Raw genomic sequence first — 24,774 nt, 5'->3', positions numbered from 1 at the left:
ATGTACGCGACCCAGGCACTGACGCAGCTCGTTCCGCTCGCCGCCGACGAGCTCGACAAGAACAAGGTGACGCCCGGCGTTCTCGGCTTCCTCGTCTTCGCGGCGCTCGCCGTGGGGGTGTGGTTCCTGATGAAGTCGATGAACCGCCACATGGGCAAGGTCGACTTCGAGGAGGCCCCCGACCCGGCGGCCGGGCCGGAGTCCGCCGACGCCACGAAGCGGAGCACGGCGGCCAAGGGCTGACCGGGCGGGGCGCACCCGCCCCGCCCCCACGACGACGGCTCAGGGCCGCACGCCCACCGGCACTCCCATGACCTCGCGGGCGTGCCGGGACGGCGTCAGGCCGAGGCGCCAGGCCTGCCAGCCGTCGTCCAGGTCCACACCGCGGTTGAGGACCACCCGGAAGGCCTCCGCACAGTCCTCCAGCTTGGCGTCCCGCAGCGGGTGGGCGGCCTCCAGCAGGTCGGCCAGCTCCTGCTGCGCCACCGCCGTGCCCACCTCGCTGCCGCCCGGCGAGGCGTACGGCAGCAGCGTGCACCGCAGGAACGCCGCCCAGTCGCCGCCCCGGACGTCGCCGTACGAGGCGAACAGGGTGATCGCCTCGCCGCAGAGCTCCAGGGCCTGCGCGGCGCGGTTGTTGCCGCCGTCGATCAGGGCCAGCTCCAGGCAGGTCCAGGCCTCGCCGTGCGCCACCCCGATCCGGCGGAAGTCCGCCCGGGCGTCCACCAGGAGCTGCCGTGCGAAACCGGAGTTGCGCAGGTTGCCGGTCTGCTCCGCCCGCTGGTCGCGGGTGACGCGCCCCGAGTGGTGGCGGGCGCAGGCCAGCCCGTAGACGTCGCGCATCCGGGAGAACATCGTGCGGGCCCGCTCCAGCTCGCGTACCGCCTGAACGGTGTCGCCGTCCTCCTCCAGGGCCTGACCCAGGTAGTAACGCGTCCACGCCTCGCCCCGCGCGTCCTCGTTGCCCCGGTGCCGGTCGAGGGCCCCACGCAACTGCTCCACCGCCGCAGCCGCGCTGCTGCCGTCCTCGTCCATCAGCCGGGCACGGGCCAGCTGGGTCAGGGCCCACGCCTCCCCGCGCTCGTCCCGGGTGCGGCCGTACAGCTCCAGGGCGGTGGACAGCTCCTCCTCCGCCCGGGCGACCTCGCCCATCCGCAGGCAGACCTGGCCGAGCTGGAAGTGCGACCAGGCCTCGCCGTGCAGCGACTCGCCCTCGCGGTGCAGGGTCAGCGCGGTGTCCAGCAGGGTCAGGGCCTCGGCCAGATTGGCCCGGTCGCGTTCCACCGCGGCCAGGGCGTGCAGGGACCAGGCCCGGTCCTCGGCCTGTTCCGGGGACTCCTGGAGGGCGAGCGCCTCCCGCAGCCGCGCCGAGGCCTCCGTGAGATTGCCCTGGTGGTGCAGGGTGATCCCGAGCGAGCAGAGCGCGAGCGCGGCGCCCGCGTCGTTCTGCGCCTCGCGGTAGAGGCCGACGACGGAGGACAGGGTGGTACGCGCCTTGTCGAGCTCCCCGAGCTGCCTGGCCGCGATGCCCGTACGCCACTGGACCGACCGCTCCAGGAGGCCCTGGTCGACGGCGCGCGTCAGCTCGCTGATCTCTCCGAGGCGGTAGAGGTCGCCGCGCAGCAGGCAGTAGTCGCACAGGGCGCCCAGCAGGTGGAGCACCGAGCGCTGGTCGACGCCCTCCGTGTGCCGCAGCGCCGAGGTGATGAAGCTGGACTCGTCGTCCAGCCAGCGCAGGGCGGCGTCGAGCGAGCTGAAGCCGTGCGAGCCGAACTGACCGGCGCGGGTCGACATCTTGCCGTCGACCATGCGGATCACGGCGTCGGCGAGCTCCGCGTAGTTCTGGATGAGGCGTTCCTGCGCGGCCGTACGGTCGGCGGCCGGTTCCTCGTCGAGCAGCCGGGCCAGGGCGAAGTCGCGTACGAGGTCGTGGAGCCGGTAGCGCGCGCCCCGCACATGGACCAGGAGACCGGCCCGGGCCAGCGACTCCAGCAGACGGCTCGCCTCCTGCTCGTCGGAGGACAGCAGCGACGCCGCCGCGGCGGCCCCGAGGCTGGCGCGTCCGGCCAGGGCGAGCCGCCGCAGCAGCCGGCGGGCAGGCTCGGACTGGTCGGTGTAGCGCAGCCACAGGGCACGCTCCACGGGCGCCACCGGACCGTACGCCCCGAGGGCGGTGGCGAGCTCGGCACGGTTGCGCGCGCCGAGCGACGAGCCCGCCACACGCAGGGCCAGCGGCAGGGCGCCGCACAGCTCCACGACCGTGTCGGTCGAGGGGAAGTCGTACGGACCGCCCTCTTCGTCCTCCGCCGACTCGCGCAGCACTTCCTCGGCGCCCGCCGCGTCCAGCCCGCCGACGGGCAGGTGGTATACCCGCGCGGGGATGTCGTCGGGCAGTTCGAGGGGCTCGCGGGCGGTGACGAGGACCAGGCTGTCGGAGCGCTCGGGCACCAGCGTGCGGACCTGCGCGGCGTCGGTGGCGTCGTCCAGGACGACCGTGACGGGCGTGCCCGTCAGATGCTGGTGGTAGAGCTCGCCCAGGCGCCGTACGTGCTGCTCGGCGGAGGACCTCTCCCGGAAGAGCAACTGCTCGCGTGGAGCCCCCAGCCGGTTCAGCAGATGCAGCAGCGCGTCCCGGGTCGGCAGCGGGGTCTCGCCGGCGACATCGCCCCGCAGGTCGACCACGCACGCCCCGCGGAACTGGTCCTTGAGCTCGTGCGCCGCCCGCACGGCGAGCGTGGTGCGCCCGGAGCCCGGGGCGCCGTGCAGGACGACCACGGTCGGCCGGGTCTCGGTCGCCGCACGGGCCGCGTGCACCCACTGGGCGATCTGCGCCAGTTCGCTCCGGCGGCCCGCGAACGGACCGTCCGCGGAGGGCAGATGGCCGAAGGACTGTTCGAGGAGTGACCGGGTCCGTGCGGCTGCGCTGCGGTCACCGCCGCGCAGCTGCGCCACCACGGACGCGCTCGACTTCTTCGGCGGACGGGTGGACGCGGTCAGCATGCGCTGCTGGTCGAGGAACGGGCGGATGCCCCGTACCTCCAGCGCCGTCAGCCACTCCAGCCGCAGCTGCTCGGGGCCGCCGGGCTGGTTCCGTTCGCCCGCCCTGCGGTGCGCGGCGGGCCAGTGCGACGCGGTCACCCTGGCCATGGTCGCGGTCGTCCCCGCCACCGCGACGACCGCGCCCGCCCCCAGCGCGAGACCGGTCGCCGTGCCGAGCGCCACGTCCGCACCGAACGCCGCCGCTGCGGCAACACCCGTCACCAGCAGTGGTGTTCCGAGCGTCGCCTTGCTGAATCGAGCGGACAGCGGCTGCTGTCCGGCCCCCGCGGCGTCCAGCGCCCGGGTGTAGGCGGCGTACTCGTCGGCGGCTCCCGCCGCCATGCTGTCGAGCGCGCCCCGCCCTCGCGACAGCAGCACACCGGAGTCCGTCCGGCCTCCCGTCCGCCGCGCCTCTTCCTCCACTGCGCGTACCAACAGCCTTTCGGCTTCCGCCCGATGGCTGTCCCGCATGCGGCCCCCCTAGGTTCCGGCGACTTCGATCCGTCCGGCTGTCACGAGCCTCCAGTGTCCTGCGTACGGCGCGTCAGCGCGAGAGAGCGAGGTGATCGCCTCGCGCGCGGGCCCGACCGCTCACACGCGGGTGCTGTACCGGTCCAGGAGGGCCCGCAGCCGGTCCACGTCCCCGGCCCCGTCCGCGCCCCGCTTGGGGAGCACGTCGAGAACCATGATGTTGGGGTCCCGGCTGAGCAGTACGAAGTGGCCCGGAGTCTCCCGGTAGCCCCGGAAGACGGACCACTTCTGGATCAGGGTGCTGTGGTCGTTGGCGCAGCTGATACCGGACGCGGAGACGGTGACGCGGTACTCGCCCTGCCAGCCCACCAGCCGCTGCACCCCGGAGGCCTGCAGCCGCGGGTACCCCCACAGCACCACGACGACGAACAGGAAGAGCACGGACGAGACGACCTCGACGCTGCCGTTCCGCACGGCGGCGAGCAGCCACTGGCCCACCCACAGCACGAGGAACGCGCTGCGCAGGACCAGCCAGGTCCTCTTGATCCGGTCGCGAACCCGCAGGCCGGTCAACGTGTCCGAGGGCTGGGGCCGGTACGTCAGCCGGACTGCCTCCAGCTCCCCGGCACCGGCCGGGGCTCCGCCCTCGCCGATGCCGGTGACCTTCGTGCCCTCGGTGGTGCCGTCCCCGGCCATGGCCCCTCCCCGGTGTCAAGATCCGCAGGATGGTACCGAACGCCGGTGCGGCCCGGGGCGACGCAGGAGGGGCGAACCCGCCCGCCCCGGTGAGCCCGTCCCCCCGCCGCCATGCCCCGGCCAGAGTGCAGGACAAGCCTTATTACACCGCGAGGACAGTTTCGAGGAGCTACCCAGGGCTGAGTCCGGCCGAGTACCTCAGGTCGCGGAACGATGCCGATCGACGTGGTGGCCGTGTACTCGTTGCGGACAGCGTCGCGTCCGACGATCTCGTAGCCGCCTTCGTCCAGGACCGCACGGAGGCGAACCAGACGTTGGAAGCGGAGAGGCTTCTTACATGACCCCAAGATCGACCGTGACGGAGAAGGGCGCGGTGGCCTTCACCGTTCCGGTGAACGTCTCGCCGTCCCTGTAAGACTTGGTGGCGGGGTCGAGGACGTAGGTGTAGATGATGGGGACACCGGTGGCGGCCTGTTCGACGCGCCAGTAGAAGGCGATGCCCGCCTTGGCGTACTGGTCCACCTTCACGATCCGGTCGGTGGTCTCCGAGCCGGGCGACACGACCTCGACGGCCAGGAGTACGTGTTCGGGGCGGGTGGGTGTGAGGTCGATGGTCTCCGCCCGGTAGACGGTGACGTCCGGACGCCGGTTGGTGAGGGGAACGTCCTGCAGACGGACATCGAAGTCCGTGTCCGCGTTCCAGTCGGGGCCTGCGGCTGCGTCCAGGGCGTTGGCCAGGATCCGGGCCAGGCGGTTGTGCCGCTTGGAGGCGCTCGGGCTCACGACGACCATCCCGTCCACGATCTCGATGCCGGCGCACTGCTCCTCGGACCAGGAGTCGTACTGCTCCGCGCTGATCTGCGTGTGCATCCACGCGGGCGCCACCATCTCGGCGGTCATGGTGTGCCTCCTTCGAGGAGATTCCGCAGTTCCGGCGTAGCTGGGGTCAGCCTACTGTCCTGCGGTCCTGAGGCGTCCGCCTCCAGGAGGGGCGGCCTCCGGCCCGGCCCGGGTCGGCCCGGTTCGGCCGAGTGAGGGGGAGTCCGGGCGGTCTCCACGGTGAGGAGAAGCGCTGTGAGAGGCTGGCCCGCATGAACCGGCTGGCTGGCGTGACCTCGCCCTATCTGCTTCAGCACGCTGACAACCCCGTCGACTGGTGGCCGTGGTCGCCGGAGGCGTTCGAGGAGGCCCGCCGACGCGGCGTCCCCGTGCTGCTCAGCGTCGGCTACGCCTCGTGCCACTGGTGCCACGTGATGGCCCACGAGTCCTTCGAGGACCCGTCCGTCGCCGACTACCTCAACGCGCACTTCGTCCCGGTGAAGGTCGACCGTGAGGAGCGGCCCGACGTCGACGCCGTGTACATGGAGGCCGTGCAGGCCGCGACTGGCCAGGGTGGCTGGCCGATGACCGTCTTCCTGACGGCCGAGGCCGAACCCTTCTACTTCGGCACGTACTTCCCGCCCGAGCCCCGCCACGGCATGCCCTCCTTCCAGCAGGTGCTCGAAGGGGTCGCGGCAGCCTGGACAGACCGTCGCGAGGAGGTCGCCGAGGTGGCCGGGCGCATCGTGCGCGATCTCGCGAGCCGGTCCCTGGCGGCCGCCGAGGGCGGCCTGCCGGGCGAACCCGAGCTGGCCCAGGCCCTGCTGAGGCTGACCCGCGACTACGACGAGAAGCACGGCGGCTTCGGCGGCGCGCCCAAGTTCCCGCCGTCCATGGTCATCGAGTTCCTGTTGCGCCACCACGCGCGTACGGGCGCCGAGGGCGCCCTGCAGATGGCCGCCGACAGCTGCGCGGCCATGGCACGCGGCGGGATCTACGACCAGCTCGGCGGCGGCTTCGCCCGCTACTCCGTGGACCGCGAGTGGGTCGTCCCGCACTTCGAGAAGATGCTCTACGACAACGCCCTGCTGTGCCGCGTCTACGCGCATCTGTGGCGCGCCACCGGCTCGGACCTGGCCCGCCGGGTGGCCCTTGAGACGGCCGACTTCATGGTGCGTGAGCTGCGGACCGCCGAGGGCGGGTTCGCCTCCGCGCTGGACGCCGACAGCGAGGACGCGCAGGGGCGTCACGTCGAGGGCGCCTTCTACGTCTGGACGCCCGCGCAGCTGCGCGAGGTGCTGGGCGAGGAGGACGCGGCGTACGCCGCCGAGTACTTCGGTGTGACCGAGGAGGGCACCTTCGAGGAGGGCTCGTCCGTCCTGCGTCTCGTGCTGCCGGGGGAGGCGGAGCATGCCGACGACGAGCGGATCGCCGGTGTACGGGCCCGGCTGCTCGCGGCCCGTGAGCTGCGGTCGCGTCCCGAGCGCGACGACAAGATCGTCGCCGCCTGGAACGGGCTGGCGATCGCCGCGCTCGCCGAGACCGGGGCGTACTTCGACCGCCCGGATCTGGTCGAGCGCGCCACCGAGGCCGCCGACCTGCTGGTACGGGTCCACATGGGTGACGTCGCCCGGCTCTGCCGCACCTCGAAGGACGGGCGCGCCGGGGACAACTCCGGGGTCCTGGAGGACTACGGCGACGTCGCCGAGGGCTTCCTCGCGCTGGCCTCCGTCACCGGGGAGGGCGCCTGGCTGGAATTCGCGGGCTTCCTGCTGGACATCGTGCTCCAGCACTTCACCGGGGAGGACGGGCAGCTGTTCGACACCGCGGACGACGCGGAGCAGCTGATCCGGCGCCCCCAGGACCCCACCGACAACGCCACCCCGGCCGGCTGGACCGCCGCGGCGGGAGCCCTGCTCTCCTACGCGGCGCACACCGGCTCCGAGGCACACCGCACGGCGGCCGAGGGGGCCCTCGGGGTGGTCGGGGCGCTCGGCCCGAAGGCGCCCCGGTTCATCGGCTGGGGGCTGGCGGTCGCCGAAGCCCTGCTGGACGGTCCGCGCGAGGTCGCCGTGGCCGGGCCGGTCGCCGGGGAACTGCACCGGACGGCGCTGCTGGGGCGGGCTCCCGGCGCGGTCGTCGCCGCCGGTGAGGGGCCGGACGCGGGCAGCGAGTTCCCGTTGCTGGTGGACCGGCCGCAGGCCGGAGGCGCACCGACCGCCTACGTCTGCCGGCACTTCGTTTGCGAGGCGCCGACCACGGACACGGAGGAGCTGGCCGCGAAGCTGGGCGGCTGAGCGGGGCCGCCCCGGCGGTACGACGAAGGGCCCGGCCGTCACGGCCGGGCCCTTCGTCGTAGGGAGCGGAGGTCACTGCTGGTAGGCGACCAGCGAGATCCCGACGTAGTGGGCGACGAACGCGGCCAGCGTCAGCGAGTGGAACACCTCGTGGAAGCCGAACCAGCGCGGGGACGGGTTCGGGCGCTTGAGGCCGTAGATGACGCCGCCCGCGCTGTAGAGCAGCCCGCCGACGACGACGAGGACCAGCACCGCGATGCCCCCGGCGCGCATGAAGTCCGGCAGGAAGAACACCGCGGCCCAGCCCATGGCGATGTAGCACGGGGTGTAGAGCCAGCGCGGGGCGCCGACCCAGAACACACGGAAGGCGATGCCGGCCGCCGCGGCCCCCCAGATCCCCCACAGGAGCGGGCGGCTGGTGGACTCGGGCAGCAGCAGGAGGGTCAGCGGCGTGTAGGTGCCCGCGATGATCAGGAAGATGTTGGCGTGGTCGAGCCTGCGCAGCACCGCCTCGCCGCGCGGACCCCAGGTGCCCCGGTGGTAGACCCCGCTCACACCGAACAGCATGCAGGCGCTGAGTACGTAGACGGCGCAGGCGACCCGCGCGCGCGTGCTGTCGGCCAGGGAGATCAGGACGATCCCGGCTATGACCACCGCGGGGAACATCCCCGCGTGCAGCCAGCCACGCATCCGTGGTTTGACCGGGACGGGGTCCGTGAGCTCGACGGGTCCGGACGCGGGGGCGGCAGAAGTCATGTCCGCATGCTACCTACGCTTCCGTAGGTAACAGATCCGAGTGGTGATGCTCACGTGTGCGGCCCTCTGGACATATGGGCGGCTTAGTCGGATGATCAAATGAGTGCGGTCGGCACCGGATGAGCGCCAGGGGAATTCGAAGGGGTCAGCATCCGGGTCGCAGCCCCCACGGGGCCGGACAACACACCCTCTCTACAAGGAGCGATCGTGGCGCGAGACATCGCGGCTCCCTTCACTGTTCCCACTCGGCACCAGGAGCTCGTCTCCTGGGTGGACGAGATCGCCGCCCTCACCCAGCCGGACCGCGTGGTCTGGTGCGACGGCTCCGAGGCCGAGTACGAGCGCCTGTGCGGGGAGCTCGTCGACAAGGGCACCTTCACGAAGCTCGACCCGGTCAAGCGCCCCAACTCGTACTACGCCGCTTCCGACCCGAGCGATGTCGCCCGTGTCGAGGACCGCACCTACATCTGCTCCGAGAAGGAGGAGGACGCGGGCCCGACCAACCACTGGAAGGCACCCGCCGAGATGCGGGAGATCTTCGCGGGGGAGAACGGTGTCTTCCGCGGCTCCATGCGCGGCCGCACCATGTACGTCGTCCCGTTCTGCATGGGCCCCGTCGGCTCGCCGCTCTCCGCGATCGGCGTCGAGATCACCGACTCCGCCTACGTCGCCGTCTCCATGCGCACCATGACGCGCATGGGCCGGGAGGTCCTGGACGAGCTCGGCACGGACGGCTTCTTCGTGAAGGCCGTCCACACCCTCGGCGCCCCCCTGGAGGAGGGCCAGGAGGACGTGCCGTGGCCCTGCAACTCGACCAAGTACATCTCGCACTTCCCCGAGGACCGTGAGATCTGGTCCTTCGGCTCCGGCTACGGCGGCAACGCCCTGCTGGGCAAGAAGTGCTACGCCCTGCGCATCGCCTCCGTCATGGCGCGGGACGAGGGCTGGCTCGCCGAGCACATGCTGATCCTCAAGCTCACGCCCCCGCGCGGCGGGTCGAAGTACGTCGCCGCCGCCTTCCCGAGCGCCTGCGGCAAGACCAACCTCGCCATGCTGGAGCCGACCATCCCCGGCTGGACCGTCGAGACCATCGGTGACGACATCGCCTGGATGCGGTTCGGCGAGGACGGCCAGCTGTACGCCATCAACCCCGAGGCAGGCTTCTTCGGTGTCGCGCCCGGCACCGGCGAGCACACCAACGCCAACGCCATGAAGACCATGTGGGGCAACTCGGTCTTCACCAACGTCGCACTCACCGACGACGGCGACGTGTGGTGGGAGGGCATGACCGAGGAGCCGCCCGCGCACCTCACGGACTGGAAGGGCAACGACTGGACCCCCGAGTCCGGCACGCCCGCCGCCCACCCCAACGCCCGCTTCACCGTTCCCGCCGGGCAGTGCCCGATCATCGCGCCCGAGTGGGAGGACCCGAAGGGTGTGCCGATCTCGGCGATCCTCTTCGGCGGCCGCCGCGCGTCCGCGGTCCCGCTGGTCACCGAGTCCTTCACCTGGCAGCACGGTGTCTTCCTCGGCGCCAACGTGGCCTCCGAGAAGACCGCCGCAGCCGAGGGCAAGGTCGGCGAGCTGCGTCGTGACCCGTTCGCCATGCTGCCGTTCTGCGGCTACAACATGGGCGACTACATGAAGCACTGGGTCCAGGTCGGCAACGACAAGGCGGACCGGTCGAAGCTGCCGAAGATCTACTACGTGAACTGGTTCCGCAAGAACGACGCGGGCAAGTTCGTCTGGCCCGGGTTCGGCGAGAACAGCCGTGTCCTCAAGTGGATCGTCGAGCGGCTGGAGGGCAGGGCCGAGGGCGTCGAGACCCCGATCGGCATCCTGCCGGCCAAGGGCTCCCTGGACACCGAGGGGCTGGAACTCTCCGAGTCGGAGCTCGACTTCCTGCTGTCCGTCGACAAGGAGGTCTGGCGCGAGGAGGCGGCGCTGATCCCTGAGCACCTCAACACCTTCGGCGACCACACGCCGGACGAACTGTGGGACGAGTACCGCGCGCTGGTGCGGCGCCTGGGCTGACCCGCCGGGTGTGTGGCGCCCGGTCCACGCGTCTTCGCGACCCGTGGACCGGGGCCGTCAGGGGGCGCCGACCAGGGCGGTCGGCGCGGACAGGGCCGCGGCGTGGGTGTCCATGGCCTCGGCCGCGAGGATCGCGACGGCGGTGTCGGCGCGGGACGCCGCCACCACGAGGGCCCGGCCGGCGAGGGCGTGTGCCCGGCGGTGCAGCGCGGCCGGGGACGCCTCACTCCGTCCGGCGTGCCGGGCGGGCGGCGCGGACCGGAGCCTGGCCACCTGCTGGGCGATGCGTTCGCCCAGGGCGGTGAGACCCAGCTCGTCGGTGACGGCGAGCAGGGCCGCCAGGTGCCCGGCGAGCTGGATGTCCAGCTCGTCCTCGCGGCTGCGGTGAGGGAAATCGGCGTTGTCGGCCGATGTGTGGACCGACTTGCTGCGGATCGGCTCGTACATGGGTGGCCTCCTGGCGTTGCAGTAAGGCCATCCTATCTTGGATTCAGTCTAAGGTTGTGCCGGATCCGGAAGAATCTCGGGTGCGAGGCCCCGCAGGCCGCTCAGGGCTGGCTGTAGCCGTCCAGGAAGTTCCCGATGCGTGTCACCGCGTCGGTCAGGTCCTTCGTCGGCGGCAGCGTGACCACCCGGAAGTGATCGGGCTCGGGCCAGTTGAAGCCGGTGCCCTGCACCACCATGATCTTCTCGGCCCGCAGCAGGTCGAGAACCATCTGCCGGTCGTCCTTGATCTTGAACACCTTGGGGTCGAGCCGCGGGAAGAGGTACAGCGCGCCCTTCGGCTTCACACAGGTCACCCCGGGGATCTGCGTCAGCAGGTCGTACGCCACGTCCCGCTGTTCCAGGATCCGGCCGCCCGGCAGCACCAGTTCGTCGATCGACTGCCGTCCGCCGAGCGCGGTGGCCACCGCGTGCTGCGCGGGCATGTTGGCGCACAGCCGCATGTTGGCCAGGATCGTCAGGCCCTCGATGTACGAGGAGGCGTGTGCCTTCGGGCCGCAGACCGCCATCCAGCCGGAGCGGTACCCCGCGATCCGGTAGTTCTTGGACAGGCCGTTGAAGGTGAGCACCATCAGATCCGGGGCGATCGCGGCGGTCGGGGTGTGTGTCGCGCCGTCGTAGAGGATCCGGTCGTAGATCTCGTCGGAGCAGACGACCAGGTTGTGCCGCCGGGCGATCTCCGTCAGCCCGCGCAGCATCTCGTCGTCGTACACCGCGCCGGTCGGATTGTTCGGGTTGATGATCACGAGCGCCTTGGTGCGATCGGTGATCTTCCGCTCGATGTCCGCGAGGTCGGGCATCCAGTCGGCCTGCTCGTCGCACCGGTAGTGCACCGCCGTGCCGCCGGCCAGCGAGACCGAGGCCGTCCACAGGGGGTAGTCCGGTGCGGGGACGAGCACCTCGTCGCCGTCGTCGAGCAGCGCCTGCATCGACATCTGGATCAGCTCGGAGACGCCGTTGCCCAGGTAGATGTCCTCGACGTCGAGGTCGATCCCCTTGGTCTGGTAGTGCTGCATCACCGCGCGGCGCGCGGACAGCAGGCCCTTCGCGTCGCCGTAGCCGTGCGCGCCGGACAGATTGCGCAGGATGTCCTCGAGGATCTCCGGCGGGCACTCGAATCCGAACGCGGCCGGGTTGCCCGTGTTCAGCTTGAGGATGCGATGACCTGCGGCTTCGAGCCGCATCGCTTCCTCGAGGACGGGGCCGCGGATTTCGTAACAGACGCCGGAGAGCTTCGTTGACTGGATGACCTGCATGTCCGCGAGCTTACGACCGTGTTTCGCGCGCTGCTCCCGGTTCACGCACCGGTTGCTCCCCACGGGGGCGCGCGTCGGCGCGCGGGGTCTTCCATCGGCATGCCGCCCCGGCCGCGGACCGTGGGAACGGCCGGTCGGGGCGGCGCCGCGGCTTGGAAAGCGGGCATCGGGCACGTACCGGGTGAGATGCGCCACGCGGGGGCGCACGCACGACCCGGCACGCCCCTCGGGAACCCGTCCCGCGCCCGTGCGCGCCCCGGTCAGCCGGGCAGGACGGTTCCCTCGGGAAGGTGTACGTCGAAGTCCTCGGCCAGCACCCGCAGCACCTCGGCGGAGCCGGACAGCTCCCGCTCCGCGACCGTGCCGTCGTCGGCGGTCTCCACCAGCGTCCGTCCGGACAGGGCCCGGTGCAGTCCCGGCAGGGTGCGCTGGGCGTACAGCGCCTGCCGGAACGGCGAGCGCGGGTTCGTCGCGATGTGCCAGTTGATGACCTCGTAGTCCGGGGCCTCGAAGGGCTCCAGGGTGAATTCGTACTGCGGCTCCCAGTAGCCGCCCTTGTCCGCCTGGAGCTCCCACATCTCCAGCGGCCCGTCGTGCGGGGCGTGCACGAGCCGGTGGTGCCTCGGGGTGTCGAGCAGTTCGGCGTCCACCACCAGCGGGATCGGCTCCAGCAGGGCGCCGTGCGAGCCGAAGCCGACATCGGCCAGGTAGGGGGCGGGCTCACCCTCCACGTCCACCTGCATCAGCATGTGCGTACGGGGCCTGATGTCACCGGGCGCGGCGCCCACCACCACCCGCGCGGTCAGCAGCGTCACCCGGAATCCGAGCTGGGTCAGGACGGCGGCGAGGAGGGTGTTGTGCTCGTAGCAGTACCCGCCGCGGTCACCGCGGACGAGCTTCTCCTCCAGGTCCGGGAGCGCGAGGGAGGGGGCACTGCCGAGAAGGGGTTCCAGATTCTCGAACGGGATGCCCAGCATGTGGGCGCGGTGCACGGACCGCAGCACCTCCACGGTGGGGCGGCGCTCCCCGGACCAGCCGATGCGGGCGAAGTAGGCGTCGAGGTCGAGTGTCATACCCCGACAGTACGCAGAGGACTCAGGGGTTTTCACGTGTCCTGGGCGCACAGGAGACAAGGGGAATCCGCCCCCCTTGTGTCCTGCGGCGAGCGGGGCCCCGCGGATGCGGAACTCCTCGTTCGGGTGGCGGCGCGATCCGCCGACCGGAGATCAGGCCTCCGGCCGTGGCGGTTCGATCCGGGCCGGCCAGGCGGTCGGCAAGGTCTCCAACTGCGCGGCCTCCTCGGGGCAGAGGGCGTCCAGCAGTCGGCGTTCATTGTGCGTGTGGGCGCCGAACGCCTGGTCGATCAGGTCCCGTCCCGCCGGGGTGAGCGCCACGACCCGGCCCCGGCCGTCGACCGTCGAGCGGCGGCGCGTGACGAGGCCGTCGCGTTCGAGGCGGGTCGATCCGCTTCGTCATGGCGCCCGTCGTGACCATCGTGTGGGCCGCCGGCTCACCGGGGCCGCGGCGGCTTGAATTCGCCCCTTGTCGGCCCTCCCGCCCGTACGCAAGCATGCGCATGTCAAACCGGAAGAACTCCGGTCACTGGCGCATCTGGAGGGGACCCTCACATGAACAAGCCTCTCGTCGGCGCACTTCTTTCCGTCCTGCTCCTCGGGGCGGGCGTCGCACCCGCGGCAGCGTCCACGGCCACGAGTCCGGACGAGGCCCAGGTCCGCGCGAAGGCGGTCACCTTCGCCGGCACGGTCGCGCTCAGCAACTGCTCCGGCTCGGTCGTCCGGGCGCCCTCGTCGCAGTCGAGCGACCCCGCCCTCGTCCTGTCCAACGGCCACTGTCTGGAGAGCGGCTTCCCGGGCCCGGGCGAGGTCGTGCTCAACAAGACGTCGACCCGCAGCTTCACCCTGCTGAACGCGGCCGGCAGCGGGGTCGGCACCCTGAGGGCGTCCAAGATCGCGTACGGGACGATGACGGACACCGACGTCTCGCTCTACCAGCTGACCAGGACCTACGCCCAGATCGAGAGCTCCTACGGCATCAAGGCACTGGAACTCGACGCGGCCCACCCGGTGAAGGGCACCGCGATCACGGTCGCGTCCGGCTACTGGAAGCGCACCTACAGCTGCGCCGTCGACGGGTTCGCCTACCGCCTCAAGGAGGGTGCCTGGACCTGGAAGGACTCGGTCCGCTACACCTCCGCCTGCCAGACCATCGGAGGCACGTCCGGGTCCCCGGTGATCGACAACGCGACCGGAAAGGTGGTCGCCGTCAACAACACGGGCAACGAGGACGGTCAGCAGTGCACCGACAACAACCCGTGCGAGGTCGACGAGAGCGGCACGGTGACCGTGCGGAAGGGCATCAACTACGCACAGCAGACGTACGGCATCGTGCCGTGCATCGGCACCGGTAACCAGATCGACCTGAACCGCTCCGGCTGCGCGCTGCCCAAGCCGTAACCCCGGCGGCCGTCGGGCCGGGGCGGGTTTCCTCCGGCTCGACGGCTCCGGCGATCGCGGGCTCACCCGGCACGACGTGCCCCCGTGGCTGCAGGATGCTGCCCGGCGGTTGGCAGGAGGCTGCCTCGCGCGGCGGTCCTGCGCGATTCCTCCGGCTGCCAGACTGGCGGCAGTTCACCCGCGACGCCCCAGCTGGACGGGGACTGGGGTGCCGGGCGGGATGGGGGAGACATGATGCGTGCAATCTTCGGCAGTACGGGTGCGACCCTTGCGGGAGCGGCTCTCGTGGTTCTCACACTGGCGGGAGCATCCTGGTCCACGACCGGATCCGGCGGCCCGGCGGGTGTCCCGGAGGGGGAGATCCGGCCCCTGGCCGGCGCCGTCGAATACCCGCCGAAGGACCCGTGCCGTGACCCGATCAACGGATGGCAGGGGAAGCCGCCCGTCAGCTGCTCCGGCAGCTGACGGGCCGGCACGGCCGGGCTCGAAGCCCCCGGGTGCCCCGGTGCGTAACGGGGCACCCGAGGGCTGCTCAGACCCAGTCGCGTTCGCGGGCGAGCAGCGCCGCGTGGGCCCGGTTCTCCGCACCGAGCAGTTGCATCAGGTCGGAGATGTGCCGGCGGTAGGTGCGCAGGGCGATGCCCGCCTCGCGTGCGCCGATCTCGTCCTTGCCGACCGTGCACATCAGACGCAGCACCTTCCCCTGGATCTCGGTGAGTCCCGAGCCGGGAATGCTCCCGGAGTGTCGCCCGAGCAGGGCCGTGAGGTCGTCCGCCCCTGCCCAGAGCCGCTCGAAGTTGTTCGCCACCGTGGTCACGATGCCCTCCTCCGTGGAACACAGAGCCCCCTTGGACGTGTTGCCGGGGTCGAGCGGCACCAGGGCGGTGCGGCGGTCGTAGACGAGCATGAGTTCGTCCAGGGTCTCCAGGACCCTGATCTGCGCTCCCGCGGCGGTGAGTTCCATGAGGTAGGAGCGGGTGGGGCCGTCCTCCAGGGCGGTGCGGCGGATCAGGCTGCGACAGCTGACCCCGCGACGCAGACAACGCAGGTCCAGGGGGCGCGAGTTCTCGATGTTCTCGGGCGTGAGCGCGTCGTAGGGCTCGGCGGCGAGCACCTCGTCCCGGGCGAAGAACGCCAACTCGTCCAGGCGTGTGCGGATCGCGTCCAGGCCGGTGATGCGCTCGACGGGTCTGTGGTCCGCACTCGGCTCCGGGTCGGGAACCTCCCGTCCCAACGAGTCCATGAGCGGGCGCAGATGGGTCAGCGAGCGTATGTCGTCGTAGAGCTTTTCGAGCCGTTGCTCGGCGAGGCGCGCCACCACCAGTTCGGGCTCACAGGCCCTGACCGTGCCGTCGATCTCCTGGATGATCTTCAGTTCCCGCAGCCTCTGTACGGACCGGCCGGTCGGGCCGGCCTCGTGGCGGAGCAGGACGTGGATGTCCTCCACCTCGATGCCCGGATTGCGGAGCAGGTGCCGGTAGACGTCTTCCTCGATGTGTGACAACCCGAGTACGAGCATTTCGTGCTCAGCCAATGGGAACACTCCGTGGGGACCGGTCGGCTCGGCGGGACCGAGTGACCTCCGGGTTTTCGACGGAGTGTAGAAGTGTGGCAACGGTTGGGCAAAGCTTTCCCCGGCAACGGCGAGGCGGCGGGCATCGGTGACGAGATGTGCCCCCTCGGCGCCACCGCACCGGGCGGCCGTCCCAGGGACGTCTCGGCCCGCCGGGGACGGACCGGCGGGCCGAGTTGCCTCAGGTGCGGGCGGACAGTGGTGAGTTGCCGCGCGCGGGAACGGTCAGACCGCCCACCTGCTGCAGTTGGAGGCGCTGGACCACGCGTGGCCGCTGATGCTGTTGTTCGCCGAGGCGCCGTTGGTGAAGTCGTCGTCGGAGAGGTTGGAGGCCCAGCCCTCGGACCGGCTGAGGCAGATGTGCCCACCCGTGCCGCCGGTGCCGCTGTAGAACTTGACCTCGTAGCTGTTGCCGTTGTTCAGGATCGACGACGCCTTGTTGTTGTCCCCTCCCTGGAAGCTCAGCGCGGAGTCTCCCCAGTTCAAGTCGTCGCCGGACGCGTGGCCGAGGTGGCCGTTGCAGTTGGCGCTGTCGTACGCGTACATGTAGCCGGAGAGCGCGCCCGCCATGGCGTCGCGGCAGTCCGCCGCCTGGGCGGAGGTGGCGGGGACGAGGGCGCCGAGTGACGCCACGGCGACGGTCGTGAGGACGGCGAAAGCCTTGCGCATGAGATGGTGCTCCTTCATGTGTCGATTTCCGAAATAAATCCGCGACTGCTGTGCCACGGAAATCCGATGTGTGCTGCGGTTCGCGGGGCCCGGACTCACCGGTTACGGAGGTCCCGGGCATGGGAGAGCGCGATGAGCCGCATACGCTGGTAGGCGGTGTTCTCCTTGCGGAATTTCTTCAGCAGGACGGACAGGTGCTCACGTTCCAGGGAACGCGCTGTCCTTCCGAGAGACGACTTCACGGCACATTCGGCCTCGGCCACCGCCAACTCGACCTCATATGCACGCGCCTCTCCGGAAGTCATTTTCCCGGTGCGCGCGATCCGCTTCTCGCGGAGATCGTCCGGGGAGGAGAAAGGGAAACCGGCATCCTTCATGCAGGCCGACCAGGCGGTGAGGCCTTTCTTCAGCCTCTCGTCCGCGAGGATGTCGGGTACATAGAGCGGTGAAAGCCCCGTGACGGTCTTCTTCGCCTCGAACCAGGACTCGAGATTTCCGTAGAGCCGGTTCCGGGCCTCGGCCCAGCAGCCCTCCCGCGGGGTCTCGATCGTGCCGCCGACCGGCAGGTCCACGCGCAGCACGTCGTCGTAGTCCCCGTTGAGGGCCGTGTTGTAGCGGATGCGGTCCTTCCGCGGGAGGGCGTTGGGGTACCGGACGTTGGGGTGCTCCCGCCGGTCCTTCTCAGCGGCTTCGTCGAAGGGGCGGCCGTAGCCGTACTTCTTCGCCCACGCGACGTCGTCGTTCACGTACCGGCCGGCCCTGCGGGCGTCCGCGCTCGCCACCGGCCCCACCCAGTACGAGAATCCTTTGTTCTCCATGCACTTCTTGACAAGTGCGTGCTCCGCGTACTCGATCTCCATCTCTTCGGCGACCGTCAGGTCCCGGAGATCGCTGTCCGAAATTTCGGCCACGCGACTCTTCGGTCGCTTGTCCGCCTCTGCCGCTCCGTTTCCATCGGTGCCGCAGCCCGCCACGGTGCAGGCGAATGCCGCTGCGGCAACGGCGATGCAGAAATTCCGCCTCATGTGAGCGCGCCCCCTATGAACGGTGCGGCATCCGGGCCGCGTTCAATTGCCCTCGAAGTATCTCGGCCGCGAGTATGCGGGCACAGAGTTTTCGGCTCTGCTTGAAAAGCGCAGGGGAAACGGGGGGACACGAATGCTTCGCATACATTTCACCGCCGCGGATCTGACCAGGGTCCGGGTGGCGGCATCACCCGACCCGCTGTGGGAGGTCTGTATGAGCCTCCACCGCCTGCGTACCCGTCAGGGCCGCAGACCCCACGCGTCCTGGTGCCGCGCCGCCCGGGCCCGGCTGGACGAGGCCGGTCTGGTGGGCCCGGTGCGGAGTCTGCTGTTGCCGCTGGTCCCGCGGACCGGCTACTTCCCCGACTTCCTCACTCCCGCCGAGTCGGCCGAGGGCATCGACGCCGGGCTGAAGGGGATCCTGGCGACCTCGCCGGATCGGGTGCTGGGCGAGATGGAACGGCTGTTCCGTGCCGGCGGCGGCCCCTCATGGGGTGCCCGCCTCGCCGAGGAGGATCTCCGGAGCGGTCTGACGCGGACCATCCGCGCCTACCACGACGCGGTTCTCGCCCCGTACGGCGACGATATGCAGGCCCGGTTCGATGCCGAACGGGCAGTCAGCGCAAGGACGTTGCTCGACGGTGGGCTCGACGGACTGCTGCGAAGCCCGGGCAGCGGAGCGGAATGGAAGCCGCCCGTGCTGACCGTCGGCTACCCGGTGGACCGTGATCTCCGTCTGGAGGGCCGGGGGCTGCGGCTGATTCCGTCGTACTTCTGCAGGGGGAATCCGGTGGCCCTGGCCGACCCGGGACTGGAGCCGGTCCTGGTGTATCCGCTGAGGCACGAACCGCCCCGCCGGCCGTCTCCCGGGGACCACGGTCAGGGCGGGCCGCTCGCGGCTCTCATCGGGCGCACACGCGCCGCAGTCCTGTCCGCCACCGCCTCCGGGACGGGGGCCACGACAGGTGAGATCGCCTTGGCCGCCGGGGTTTCCGCGTCCTCCGCCAGTCAGCACGCGACCGCTCTGCGCAACGCGGGACTGCTGGTCAGCCGCCGCCATGCCATGTCGGTCCTGCACACGCCGACACCGTTGGGTTCCACCATGCTGGCCGCCGGTGGGCCCACGGGCAGGCTCCGGACGTCGGCGGGGGGACGCACCCCGCCCCTACCGGGGCCCGGTCAGACCGTGGTGTCGGCGTCCGGCGCGACGTAACTCCCGAATCGTGCCCACCCCTGCGCACATGCCTCCGCGACCAGGTGCAGCGACTCCCGGGAATGCCCCGCAGTCGCCCCGGCGATCGTCTCGGCCTGCTCGGTGAACGCCAGCGTCGCGGAGGCGAGTCTGAGCAGCGCACGGCCCTGGCTGCTGTACCTCAGGGACGGGTCCCTCACCAGGCGGTCCAGCTGCTCCTTGATCAGTGCGGGACGGATCGCAGGCGCCTCGGCGGCAGGTGCGGGGCCAGTCCCCCGGGCCGGCCCGGGGGACGCCGTACCGTCCTCGTCGGCCAGCCGTCTTCGCACGTCCAGTGCCGTCCCCACGGAGATGCCGGCCTGCCGTGCGACCGTGCGCAGACTCGCCTCCGGCTGCTGCCGCATGATCGCCGTCGCGATCCGCCGCCCTGCCTCCGCCGAGAGGGGGCGGCACCTGCCGTCACGGCCGGTCCTCATGTCCAACTGCTGCTCGTCACCGGTTGGACGCCGGCGCAGAGCCGCGACCGTGCGGGGCGCCACCCCGCACACCGAGGCTATCCACCGGTCCGACCGGTGGGCGTGTGAGATCAGGATGCGGGCGGCGGCCGCCGAGCGCTCGACTCCGGCGAGGGGCAGCCCCCGGCCGGAGTTGAGGCGGACGGCGGCCACGAAGGCTTCCGTGTCGGACCCGTCGAACCAGCGCACCGGGAGCTGCCGCGTGCCGTTCAGCCGGGCGGCCGCGAGACGGTGTCTCCCGTCAACGACGCGCATGGTCGACCGTTGGACCAGCAGGGGCGGCAGGCCGTCGGTGTTCTCGGCGAGCAGCTGGACGTGTGCGAGGTCCAACCCCCGCAGCCGTGGCGAGTCGCCCACGCCGAGGGCCGTCACCGGAACCATGTCGGCTCCGTCGGTCCGTGCCATCGAGGTCACCTCCGAACCGTGCGGTACCGAGTCCGAAGGCCCAACGATTCCACCTCGCACGGCCCGCGGGCCGCTGCCGTACCGGCATCTTCCGGTGCGGCCCTGGCAGGATCCTGCCTCAGCCCCGCGCGCGGCCCGTGCCCCGCACCGCCCGGCCCGCGAGGGTGGGGGTGCGCTTTCCGTCCTCGACGACGAAGCGGCCGTCGATCAGGACGTGCGGGATCCCGACCGGGAGGACGCGCGGCTCCTCGAAGGTCGATCCGGCCGCCACGGTGGCCGGATCGAACAGGACGAGGTCCGCGCGGTAGCCCTCGCGGACGAGGCCGCGGTCCGGCAGGCGCAGACGGGCGGCCGGCCTGGAGGTGAGGTGGGCGACGCACTCCTCCAGGGAGAGGATGCCCAGCTCCCTCACGTAGCGGCCGAGGTACTGGGGGAACGTGCCGTAGGCACGGGGGTGCGGCTTGTCGCCCTGGAGGATGCCGTCGCTGCCGCCGGTGTGGACCCGGTGGCCCATGATCTGCCGGACGTTCTCCTCGTGGCCGACGTGCTGGAGGATCGTCGTGCCGAGCTCGTCCTCGATCAGCACCCTGCGGGCCGTCACCCAGGGCTCCTCGCCGCGCAGCCGCGCCGACTCGGCGACCGTACGGCCGACGTACCCGGACAGGGCCGGGTTGCCGACGCCGGAGATCTCTATCGCGTCCCACTCGATGGGGACACCGTGGCAGCCGTCGGAGCCCAGTACCTCCACGTGGTGGCGGATCCGCTGCGCCGTCCCCTCGTCCGCGAGCCGGGTCAGGATCGACCCGGGACCGCCCTCGCTCGACCAGCTCGGCAGCATCGCCACGAGGGTCGTGCAGCCGGGTGTGTACGGGTAGGTGTCCAGGGAGATGTCCGCGCCCGCCGCGAGGGCGTCGTCCAGGAGGGCCAGGAGCTCGGGCGCCCTGCCCTTGTTCACGCCGAAGTTCATGGTGGCGTGGGCGAGATGGAGGGCGCATCCGGCGTCTCGGGTGAGCTGAACCATCTCCTCGTACGCCTGGAGGGCCCCGGCGCCGTACGAGCGGTGATGGGGGCAGTAGTAACCGTCGTGCGCCGCCACCACCCGGCACAGCTCGGTGAGTTCGGCGTCCTTCGCGTACATCCCCGGCGTGTAGGTCAGGCCCGAGGACATGCCGACCGCGCCCTCGGCCATGCCCTGGGCGACGAGCTCCCTCATGCGGTCCAGCTCGGCGTCGGTGGCGGGGCGGTCGTCCCAGCCGACGGCCAGCATCCGGACCGTCCCCTGCGGGATCAGGTAGGCGGCGTTGACGGCGATGCCCTGGCCGCCGAAGTTGCGGTCGAGGCGGTCCAGATAACCGCCGACGGTGCGCCAGTCGAAGTCGATGTCGCTGCCGTCGCCGTTCCAGCCGGCGATGGAGCGGCGGACCTCGGCGAGGGTGCGGTCGTCTGCGGGGGCGTACGACAGGCCGTCCTGGCCGAGGACCTCCAGGGTGACGCCCTGGGCGGCCTTCGCGCTGTGGTCGGGGTCGCGCAGCAGGGCGAGGTCGCTGTGCGCGTGCATGTCGATGAAGCCCGGCGACAGTGCGAGGCCGTCGGCGTCCAGGGTGCGGGCGGCGGTGAGGCGCGGGCCGTCGCCCTCCCGGCGGATCTCGGTGATCCGGCCGTCCGTGATGCCCACGTCGGCGCGGTAGGAGGGGGTACCGGTGCCGTCGACGACTCGGGCGTCGCGGATGACCAGGTCCATGGGAGGTCGCCTTTCGGGTGGGGGAGAGGTCCCGCCGGGATCAGAAGAAGGTGCGGATGTAGTCGGTGACGGTGCCGTCCGCCTCCACCAGCGGGATCAGCTGCCATTTGTCGAACGAGGTGCAGGGGTGGGAGAGGCCCATGCCGATCCAGTCGCCTACCTCCAGCTCGGCGCCCGCCTCCGTGCGGACCCAGCCGTGCTGGTCGGACAGCCCGCTGACGGTGATCCCGGTGGCCTGCCGCACCGAGCCGTCACGGGCCGAGCGGACCACCTGCGCCTCGGGGAGGTCCAGGTCGTAGGCGGCGTCCCGCTTCCCGGCGTTGACGAACGCCTGCTCGGGGGTGGGGCGGGAGACGACCTGCGCCCAGAGCCGGAAGGCGGGCTGCAGCGTGCCCTCCTCGGGGACCCGGTTGAAGGGGGTGAGGTGGCGGTAGTGCCCGTCGTCGTGGCTGACGTACGCGCCGGAGCGCAGCAGCTTGAGGGCGGGCCGGCTCAGTGAGGGGATCTCGGCGAAGACATCGGCGACCGCGTCGAACCACGCGCTGCCGCCCGCGCTGACCAGGATCTCCTCGCCGTCGGACAGCGCGGTGAAGCGGCCGGCGGCGTCGAAGTCCGCGGCCAGCGCGACGAGCCGGCGCAGCCAGTCCCGCACCCGCTCGGGGGAGGCGTCCGGCACCTCGCCCTCGTAACCGGCGACGCCCACCAGGCGCAGGGTGGAGGTGGCGGCCACCGCGTCGGCGACCGCCGCGCAGTCGGCCTCCGTGCGGGCGCCGGTCCGGGCACCCTGGCCGGCGCCCAGCTCCACCACCACGTCGACGGGGCGCACGGCGCCGGCCGCGCGCAGGGCCTCATCCATCAGCTCGACGCCACGCACGGAGTCCACGTAGCAGGCGAAGACGAAGTCCGGGTCGCCGTTCAGCTCGGCGGCCAGCCAGCGCAGCGCGACCGCGTCGACGAGCTCGTTGGCGAGGAAGATCCGCCGGATGCCGTGGGCGCGGTACACCCGGGCCTGGTGGGGGACGGCGGCGGTGATGCCCCAGGCGCCGTACTCCAGCTGGCGGGCGAACAGCTGCGGCGACATCGAGGTCTTGCCGTGCGGTGCGAACGCCAGGCCGTGCCGCTCCGCGTACGTCTCCAGCAGGGCGAGGTTGGCCTCGACCGACTCGGCGGACAGAGCCAGTACCGGGGTGGTGAAACCGCCCGTGAAGAGATTGCGGCGCTCGGCCGCCAGGGCCCCGACGGTCAGCCCCTCCGCGTCGGGCGGCAGCGCCTTGAAGCGGTGGTCGACCACTTCACCCGCGAGGGCCGTCACGGACTGTTCGGCGGACTGCTGGGCGGCCAAGGGATCCTCCTCGGGAACTCGATCGTTGCATTGTCTGCAACGGTCATTGCGCATATCGCTTAACGCTGTCTAACATCCGAGCCGATGCCGGGTCAATGGTGAGCACCGGCGCCCACGGCCGACCAGAGGAGCCCAGAGTGTCCGGATCCGCAGCCAGGACAGCCACCGCGGACGTCGTCTGCCTCGGCGAGTCCATGGTGACGTTCCTGCCCTCGCAGCCCGGGCGCCTCGCCGACGTCCCCTCCTTCGGCCGGGGCATCGGCGGCGCGGAGTCCAACGTCGCCTGCGCGCTCGCCGCCGCGGGCCACCGGGCGAAGTGGGTCGGCAGGGTCGGCGCCGACGGCTTCGGCGACCACCTCGTCGACGCGATCGCCGGATACGGGGTCGACACCTCCGCCGTGCGCCGCGACCCGGACCGCCCCACCGGCATCTACTTCCGCACGGCCACGGACCGGGCCACCGACGCGCACGAGGTCGCGTACTACCGCGCCGGCTCCGCGGCCTCCGCGATGTCCCCGCACAACGTCCCGTACGACGACCTCCTCGCCACCCGCGTCCTGCACCTGTCCGGCATCACCGCCGCGCTCTCCGCCGACTGCCTGGCCCTCCTCCACGACCTCACCGCCGCCCGCGACGGCCGCCCCCTCGTCTCCTTCGACGTCAACCACCGCCCCGGCCTGTGGCGCGAGGGAGGGACCGGCCCGGAGGTGCTGCTCGACCTCGCCCGCCGCAGCGACCTCGTCTTCGTCGGGGAGGACGAGGCGGAGGAGGCCTGGGGCGTCCACAGCACCGAGGCGATCCGCGCGGCCCTGCCCGAGCCGGACGTGCTTGTCGTGAAGCGGGGATCCGACGGCGTCACCGTCTTCTCCCGCACCGCCGCCGGCCCGGTGCCGGCCCGGCACAGGACACCGTCACCACCGTCCCCTCCCTGCGCGTCGACGTCGTCGCCGCCGTCGGCGCGGGTGACGCCTTCGCTGCCGGGTTCCTCTCCGCCACCCTGCGCGACCTGCCCGTACGCGACCGGGCCCGGCACGGCCACCTCATGGCCGCAGCCGTCCTCACCGTCCCCGGCGACCTCACAGGCCCCCCGCCCCGCGCGTACGCCGACCGGCTCGCCGCCCTGGACGACGAGGCCTGGGGCACACTTCGTCTCGGCCCCGGATGGACCGTCGCCGACGGGGCGAACGAGGAGGTACGAGTCACATGAGCCAGACCGTCGACCGCGCGCTGAGCATCCTGCCGCTGCTCGCCCAGGGCCCCGCCGACCTCGGCCAGGTCGCCGAGCGGCTCGGCGTCCACAAGTCCACGGCGCTGCGCCTGCTCCGTACGCTCCACGAACACGGCCTGGTCTACCGCCAGGAGGACCAGCGCTACCGCCTCGGCGCGCGCCTCTTCGCGCTCGCGCAGGAAGCCGTCGAGAACCTCGACGTACGCGAGATCGCCCACAGCCACCTCGTCGCGCTCAACGAACAGTGCGGCCACACCGTCCACCTCGCGGTGTACGAGGAGAACGAGGTCCTCTACATCGACAAGGTCGAGAGCCGCTACCCCGTGCGGATGTACTCACGGATCGGCAAACCCGTTGCGATCACCGTCGCCGCGGTCGCCAAGCTGCTCCTCGCCGACCTCACCGAGCCCGAACGGCGCGCGATCGCCGAACGGCTCGACTACCCCATGTACACGTCCCGTTCGCTACCGAACGCCGGCGCCTTCCTGAAGGAACTCGCCGTCGTGCGCGAACAGGGCTGGGCCACCGACCTCGGTGGCCACGAGGAGTCCATCAACTGCATCGGCGCCCCCATCCGGGGCGCGGACGGGCGGGTCGTCGCCGCCATGTCGGTGTCCGCACCGAACGTGGTCGTCACGGCCGAGGAACTCCTCACCCTGCTCCCCCTGGTGCGACGCACCGCGGACACCATCAGCCGGGAGTACTCCGGCACCACCCCCACCAAGAAAGCCTGAACCG

The 24,774-nt window shown here is 71.4% G+C and carries 20 protein-coding genes and 2 pseudogenes; 8 read left to right on the top strand and 14 right to left on the bottom strand.

From position 1 onward, the window contains the following. Complete coding sequence (locus P8A20_RS13165) at positions 1–243, top strand: hypothetical protein (protein ID WP_147959250.1); 243 nt, start codon at positions 1–3, stop codon at positions 241–243. Between the two features lie 39 nt (positions 244–282). On the opposite strand, the gene P8A20_RS13160 is transcribed toward P8A20_RS13165, so the two are convergent. The 3 genes from P8A20_RS13160 to P8A20_RS13150 all read right to left on the bottom strand — a co-directional run bounded on the left by P8A20_RS13160 (position 283) and on the right by P8A20_RS13150 (position 5,106). Further along, entirely contained in the window at positions 283–3,510 is a 3,228-nt protein-coding gene (locus P8A20_RS13160; RefSeq protein ID WP_147959251.1) for a tetratricopeptide repeat protein, read from the bottom strand. Between the two features lie 120 nt (positions 3,511–3,630). Continuing rightward, positions 3,631–4,206: a YcxB family protein gene (locus P8A20_RS13155; protein ID WP_147959252.1), complete on the bottom strand. Its 576-nt coding sequence runs from the start codon at positions 4,204–4,206 to the stop codon at positions 3,631–3,633. 333 nt (positions 4,207–4,539) lie between these two features. Next, positions 4,540–5,106, bottom strand: coding sequence for a Uma2 family endonuclease (locus P8A20_RS13150; protein ID WP_147960418.1), 567 nt, complete (start codon positions 5,104–5,106; stop codon positions 4,540–4,542). A 191-nt stretch (positions 5,107–5,297) separates the two neighbouring features. On the opposite strand from P8A20_RS13150, the gene P8A20_RS13145 reads away from it, so the two are divergent. After that, complete coding sequence (locus P8A20_RS13145; RefSeq protein ID WP_147960419.1) at positions 5,298–7,322, top strand: thioredoxin domain-containing protein; 2,025 nt, start codon at positions 5,298–5,300, stop codon at positions 7,320–7,322. 72 nt (positions 7,323–7,394) lie between these two features. On the opposite strand, the gene trhA is transcribed toward P8A20_RS13145, so the two are convergent. Further along, the gene (trhA, locus tag P8A20_RS13140) at positions 7,395–8,078 is read right to left on the bottom strand and encodes a PAQR family membrane homeostasis protein TrhA (RefSeq protein ID WP_147959253.1); all 684 of its coding nucleotides are present in this window, start codon (positions 8,076–8,078) and stop codon (positions 7,395–7,397) included. Between the two features lie 207 nt (positions 8,079–8,285). Here trhA and P8A20_RS13135 point away from each other — a divergent pair, with 207 nt between their 5' ends. Further along, positions 8,286–10,112, top strand: coding sequence for a phosphoenolpyruvate carboxykinase (GTP) (locus tag P8A20_RS13135; RefSeq protein WP_147959254.1), 1,827 nt, complete (start codon positions 8,286–8,288; stop codon positions 10,110–10,112). Between the two features lie 57 nt (positions 10,113–10,169). On the opposite strand, the gene P8A20_RS13130 is transcribed toward P8A20_RS13135, so the two are convergent. The 4 genes and pseudogenes from P8A20_RS13130 to P8A20_RS13115 form a co-directional block, all read right to left on the bottom strand. Further along, positions 10,170–10,559 carry an SCO4983 family protein gene (locus P8A20_RS13130; RefSeq protein WP_147959255.1) on the bottom strand — a complete coding sequence of 130 codons (390 nt, stop codon included), beginning with the start codon at positions 10,557–10,559 and terminating at the stop codon, positions 10,170–10,172. 101 nt (positions 10,560–10,660) lie between these two features. Next, positions 10,661–11,872, bottom strand: coding sequence for a pyridoxal phosphate-dependent aminotransferase (locus P8A20_RS13125; RefSeq protein WP_147959256.1), 1,212 nt, complete (start codon positions 11,870–11,872; stop codon positions 10,661–10,663). Between the two features lie 260 nt (positions 11,873–12,132). Further along, positions 12,133–12,945: an arylamine N-acetyltransferase family protein gene (locus tag P8A20_RS13120; RefSeq protein ID WP_147959257.1), complete on the bottom strand. Its 813-nt coding sequence runs from the start codon at positions 12,943–12,945 to the stop codon at positions 12,133–12,135. A 153-nt stretch (positions 12,946–13,098) separates the two neighbouring features. Further along, positions 13,099–13,396 (bottom strand): annotated as a pseudogene (locus P8A20_RS13115) (MarR family winged helix-turn-helix transcriptional regulator); the annotation flags it as partial. Positions 13,397–13,500: 104 nt separating this feature from the next. Between P8A20_RS13115 and P8A20_RS13110 the strand changes: the two are divergent. Further along, positions 13,501–14,346 carry a S1 family peptidase gene (locus tag P8A20_RS13110; RefSeq protein ID WP_147959258.1) on the top strand — a complete coding sequence of 282 codons (846 nt, stop codon included), beginning with the start codon at positions 13,501–13,503 and terminating at the stop codon, positions 14,344–14,346. A gap of 231 nt (positions 14,347–14,577) precedes the next feature. Further along, a complete protein-coding gene (locus tag P8A20_RS13105; protein WP_147959259.1) occupies positions 14,578–14,811 on the top strand; it encodes a hypothetical protein in 234 nt (77 codons plus the stop codon). A 67-nt stretch (positions 14,812–14,878) separates the two neighbouring features. Here the strand turns inward: P8A20_RS13105 and P8A20_RS13100 are convergent, their stop codons facing one another. From P8A20_RS13100 to P8A20_RS13090, 3 genes are all read right to left on the bottom strand, one after another. After that, positions 14,879–15,880, bottom strand: coding sequence for a helix-turn-helix domain-containing protein (locus tag P8A20_RS13100; protein ID WP_147959260.1), 1,002 nt, complete (start codon positions 15,878–15,880; stop codon positions 14,879–14,881). A gap of 264 nt (positions 15,881–16,144) precedes the next feature. Continuing rightward, positions 16,145–16,588 carry a peptidase inhibitor family I36 protein gene (locus tag P8A20_RS13095; RefSeq protein WP_306103562.1) on the bottom strand — a complete coding sequence of 148 codons (444 nt, stop codon included), beginning with the start codon at positions 16,586–16,588 and terminating at the stop codon, positions 16,145–16,147. 95 nt (positions 16,589–16,683) lie between these two features. Then, positions 16,684–17,499, bottom strand: a complete 816-nt coding sequence (locus P8A20_RS13090) for a hypothetical protein (RefSeq protein WP_147959262.1) — start codon at positions 17,497–17,499, stop codon at positions 16,684–16,686. Between the two features lie 247 nt (positions 17,500–17,746). On the opposite strand from P8A20_RS13090, the gene P8A20_RS13085 reads away from it, so the two are divergent. Beyond that, positions 17,747–18,826 (top strand): helix-turn-helix domain-containing protein, encoded by a 1,080-nt coding sequence (locus P8A20_RS13085; RefSeq protein ID WP_306103561.1) that lies wholly within the window; start codon positions 17,747–17,749, stop codon positions 18,824–18,826. Here the strand turns inward: P8A20_RS13085 and P8A20_RS13080 are convergent. The 3 genes from P8A20_RS13080 to P8A20_RS13070 form a co-directional block, all read right to left on the bottom strand. Further along, complete coding sequence (locus P8A20_RS13080) at positions 18,793–19,725, bottom strand: ParB/RepB/Spo0J family partition protein (protein ID WP_306103560.1); 933 nt, start codon at positions 19,723–19,725, stop codon at positions 18,793–18,795. The two genes, P8A20_RS13085 and P8A20_RS13080, sit on opposite strands and share 34 nt — an antisense overlap. A 118-nt stretch (positions 19,726–19,843) precedes the next feature. After that, positions 19,844–21,466: an N-acyl-D-amino-acid deacylase family protein gene (locus tag P8A20_RS13075; RefSeq protein WP_147959265.1), complete on the bottom strand. Its 1,623-nt coding sequence runs from the start codon at positions 21,464–21,466 to the stop codon at positions 19,844–19,846. 40 nt (positions 21,467–21,506) lie between these two features. Further along, entirely contained in the window at positions 21,507–22,808 is a 1,302-nt protein-coding gene (locus P8A20_RS13070; protein ID WP_306103559.1) for an alanine racemase, read from the bottom strand. A gap of 137 nt (positions 22,809–22,945) precedes the next feature. Between P8A20_RS13070 and P8A20_RS13065 the strand changes: the two are divergent. Beyond that, positions 22,946–24,015, top strand: a pseudogene (locus P8A20_RS13065) (sugar kinase). Then, a complete protein-coding gene (locus P8A20_RS13060) occupies positions 24,012–24,770 on the top strand; it encodes an IclR family transcriptional regulator (protein ID WP_014154362.1) in 759 nt (252 codons plus the stop codon). Before P8A20_RS13065 ends, P8A20_RS13060 begins: the two are co-directional and overlap by 4 nt. Positions 24,771–24,774 lie beyond the last annotated feature (4 nt).

Origin of the sequence: Streptomyces sp. Alt3, assembly GCF_030719215.1 — a bacterium.
GTDB lineage: Bacteria > Actinomycetota > Actinomycetes > Streptomycetales > Streptomycetaceae > Streptomyces > Streptomyces glycanivorans.
Note: the sequence above shows the minus strand (reverse complement) of the source record. Positions and strands in the feature narration are given on the sequence as shown.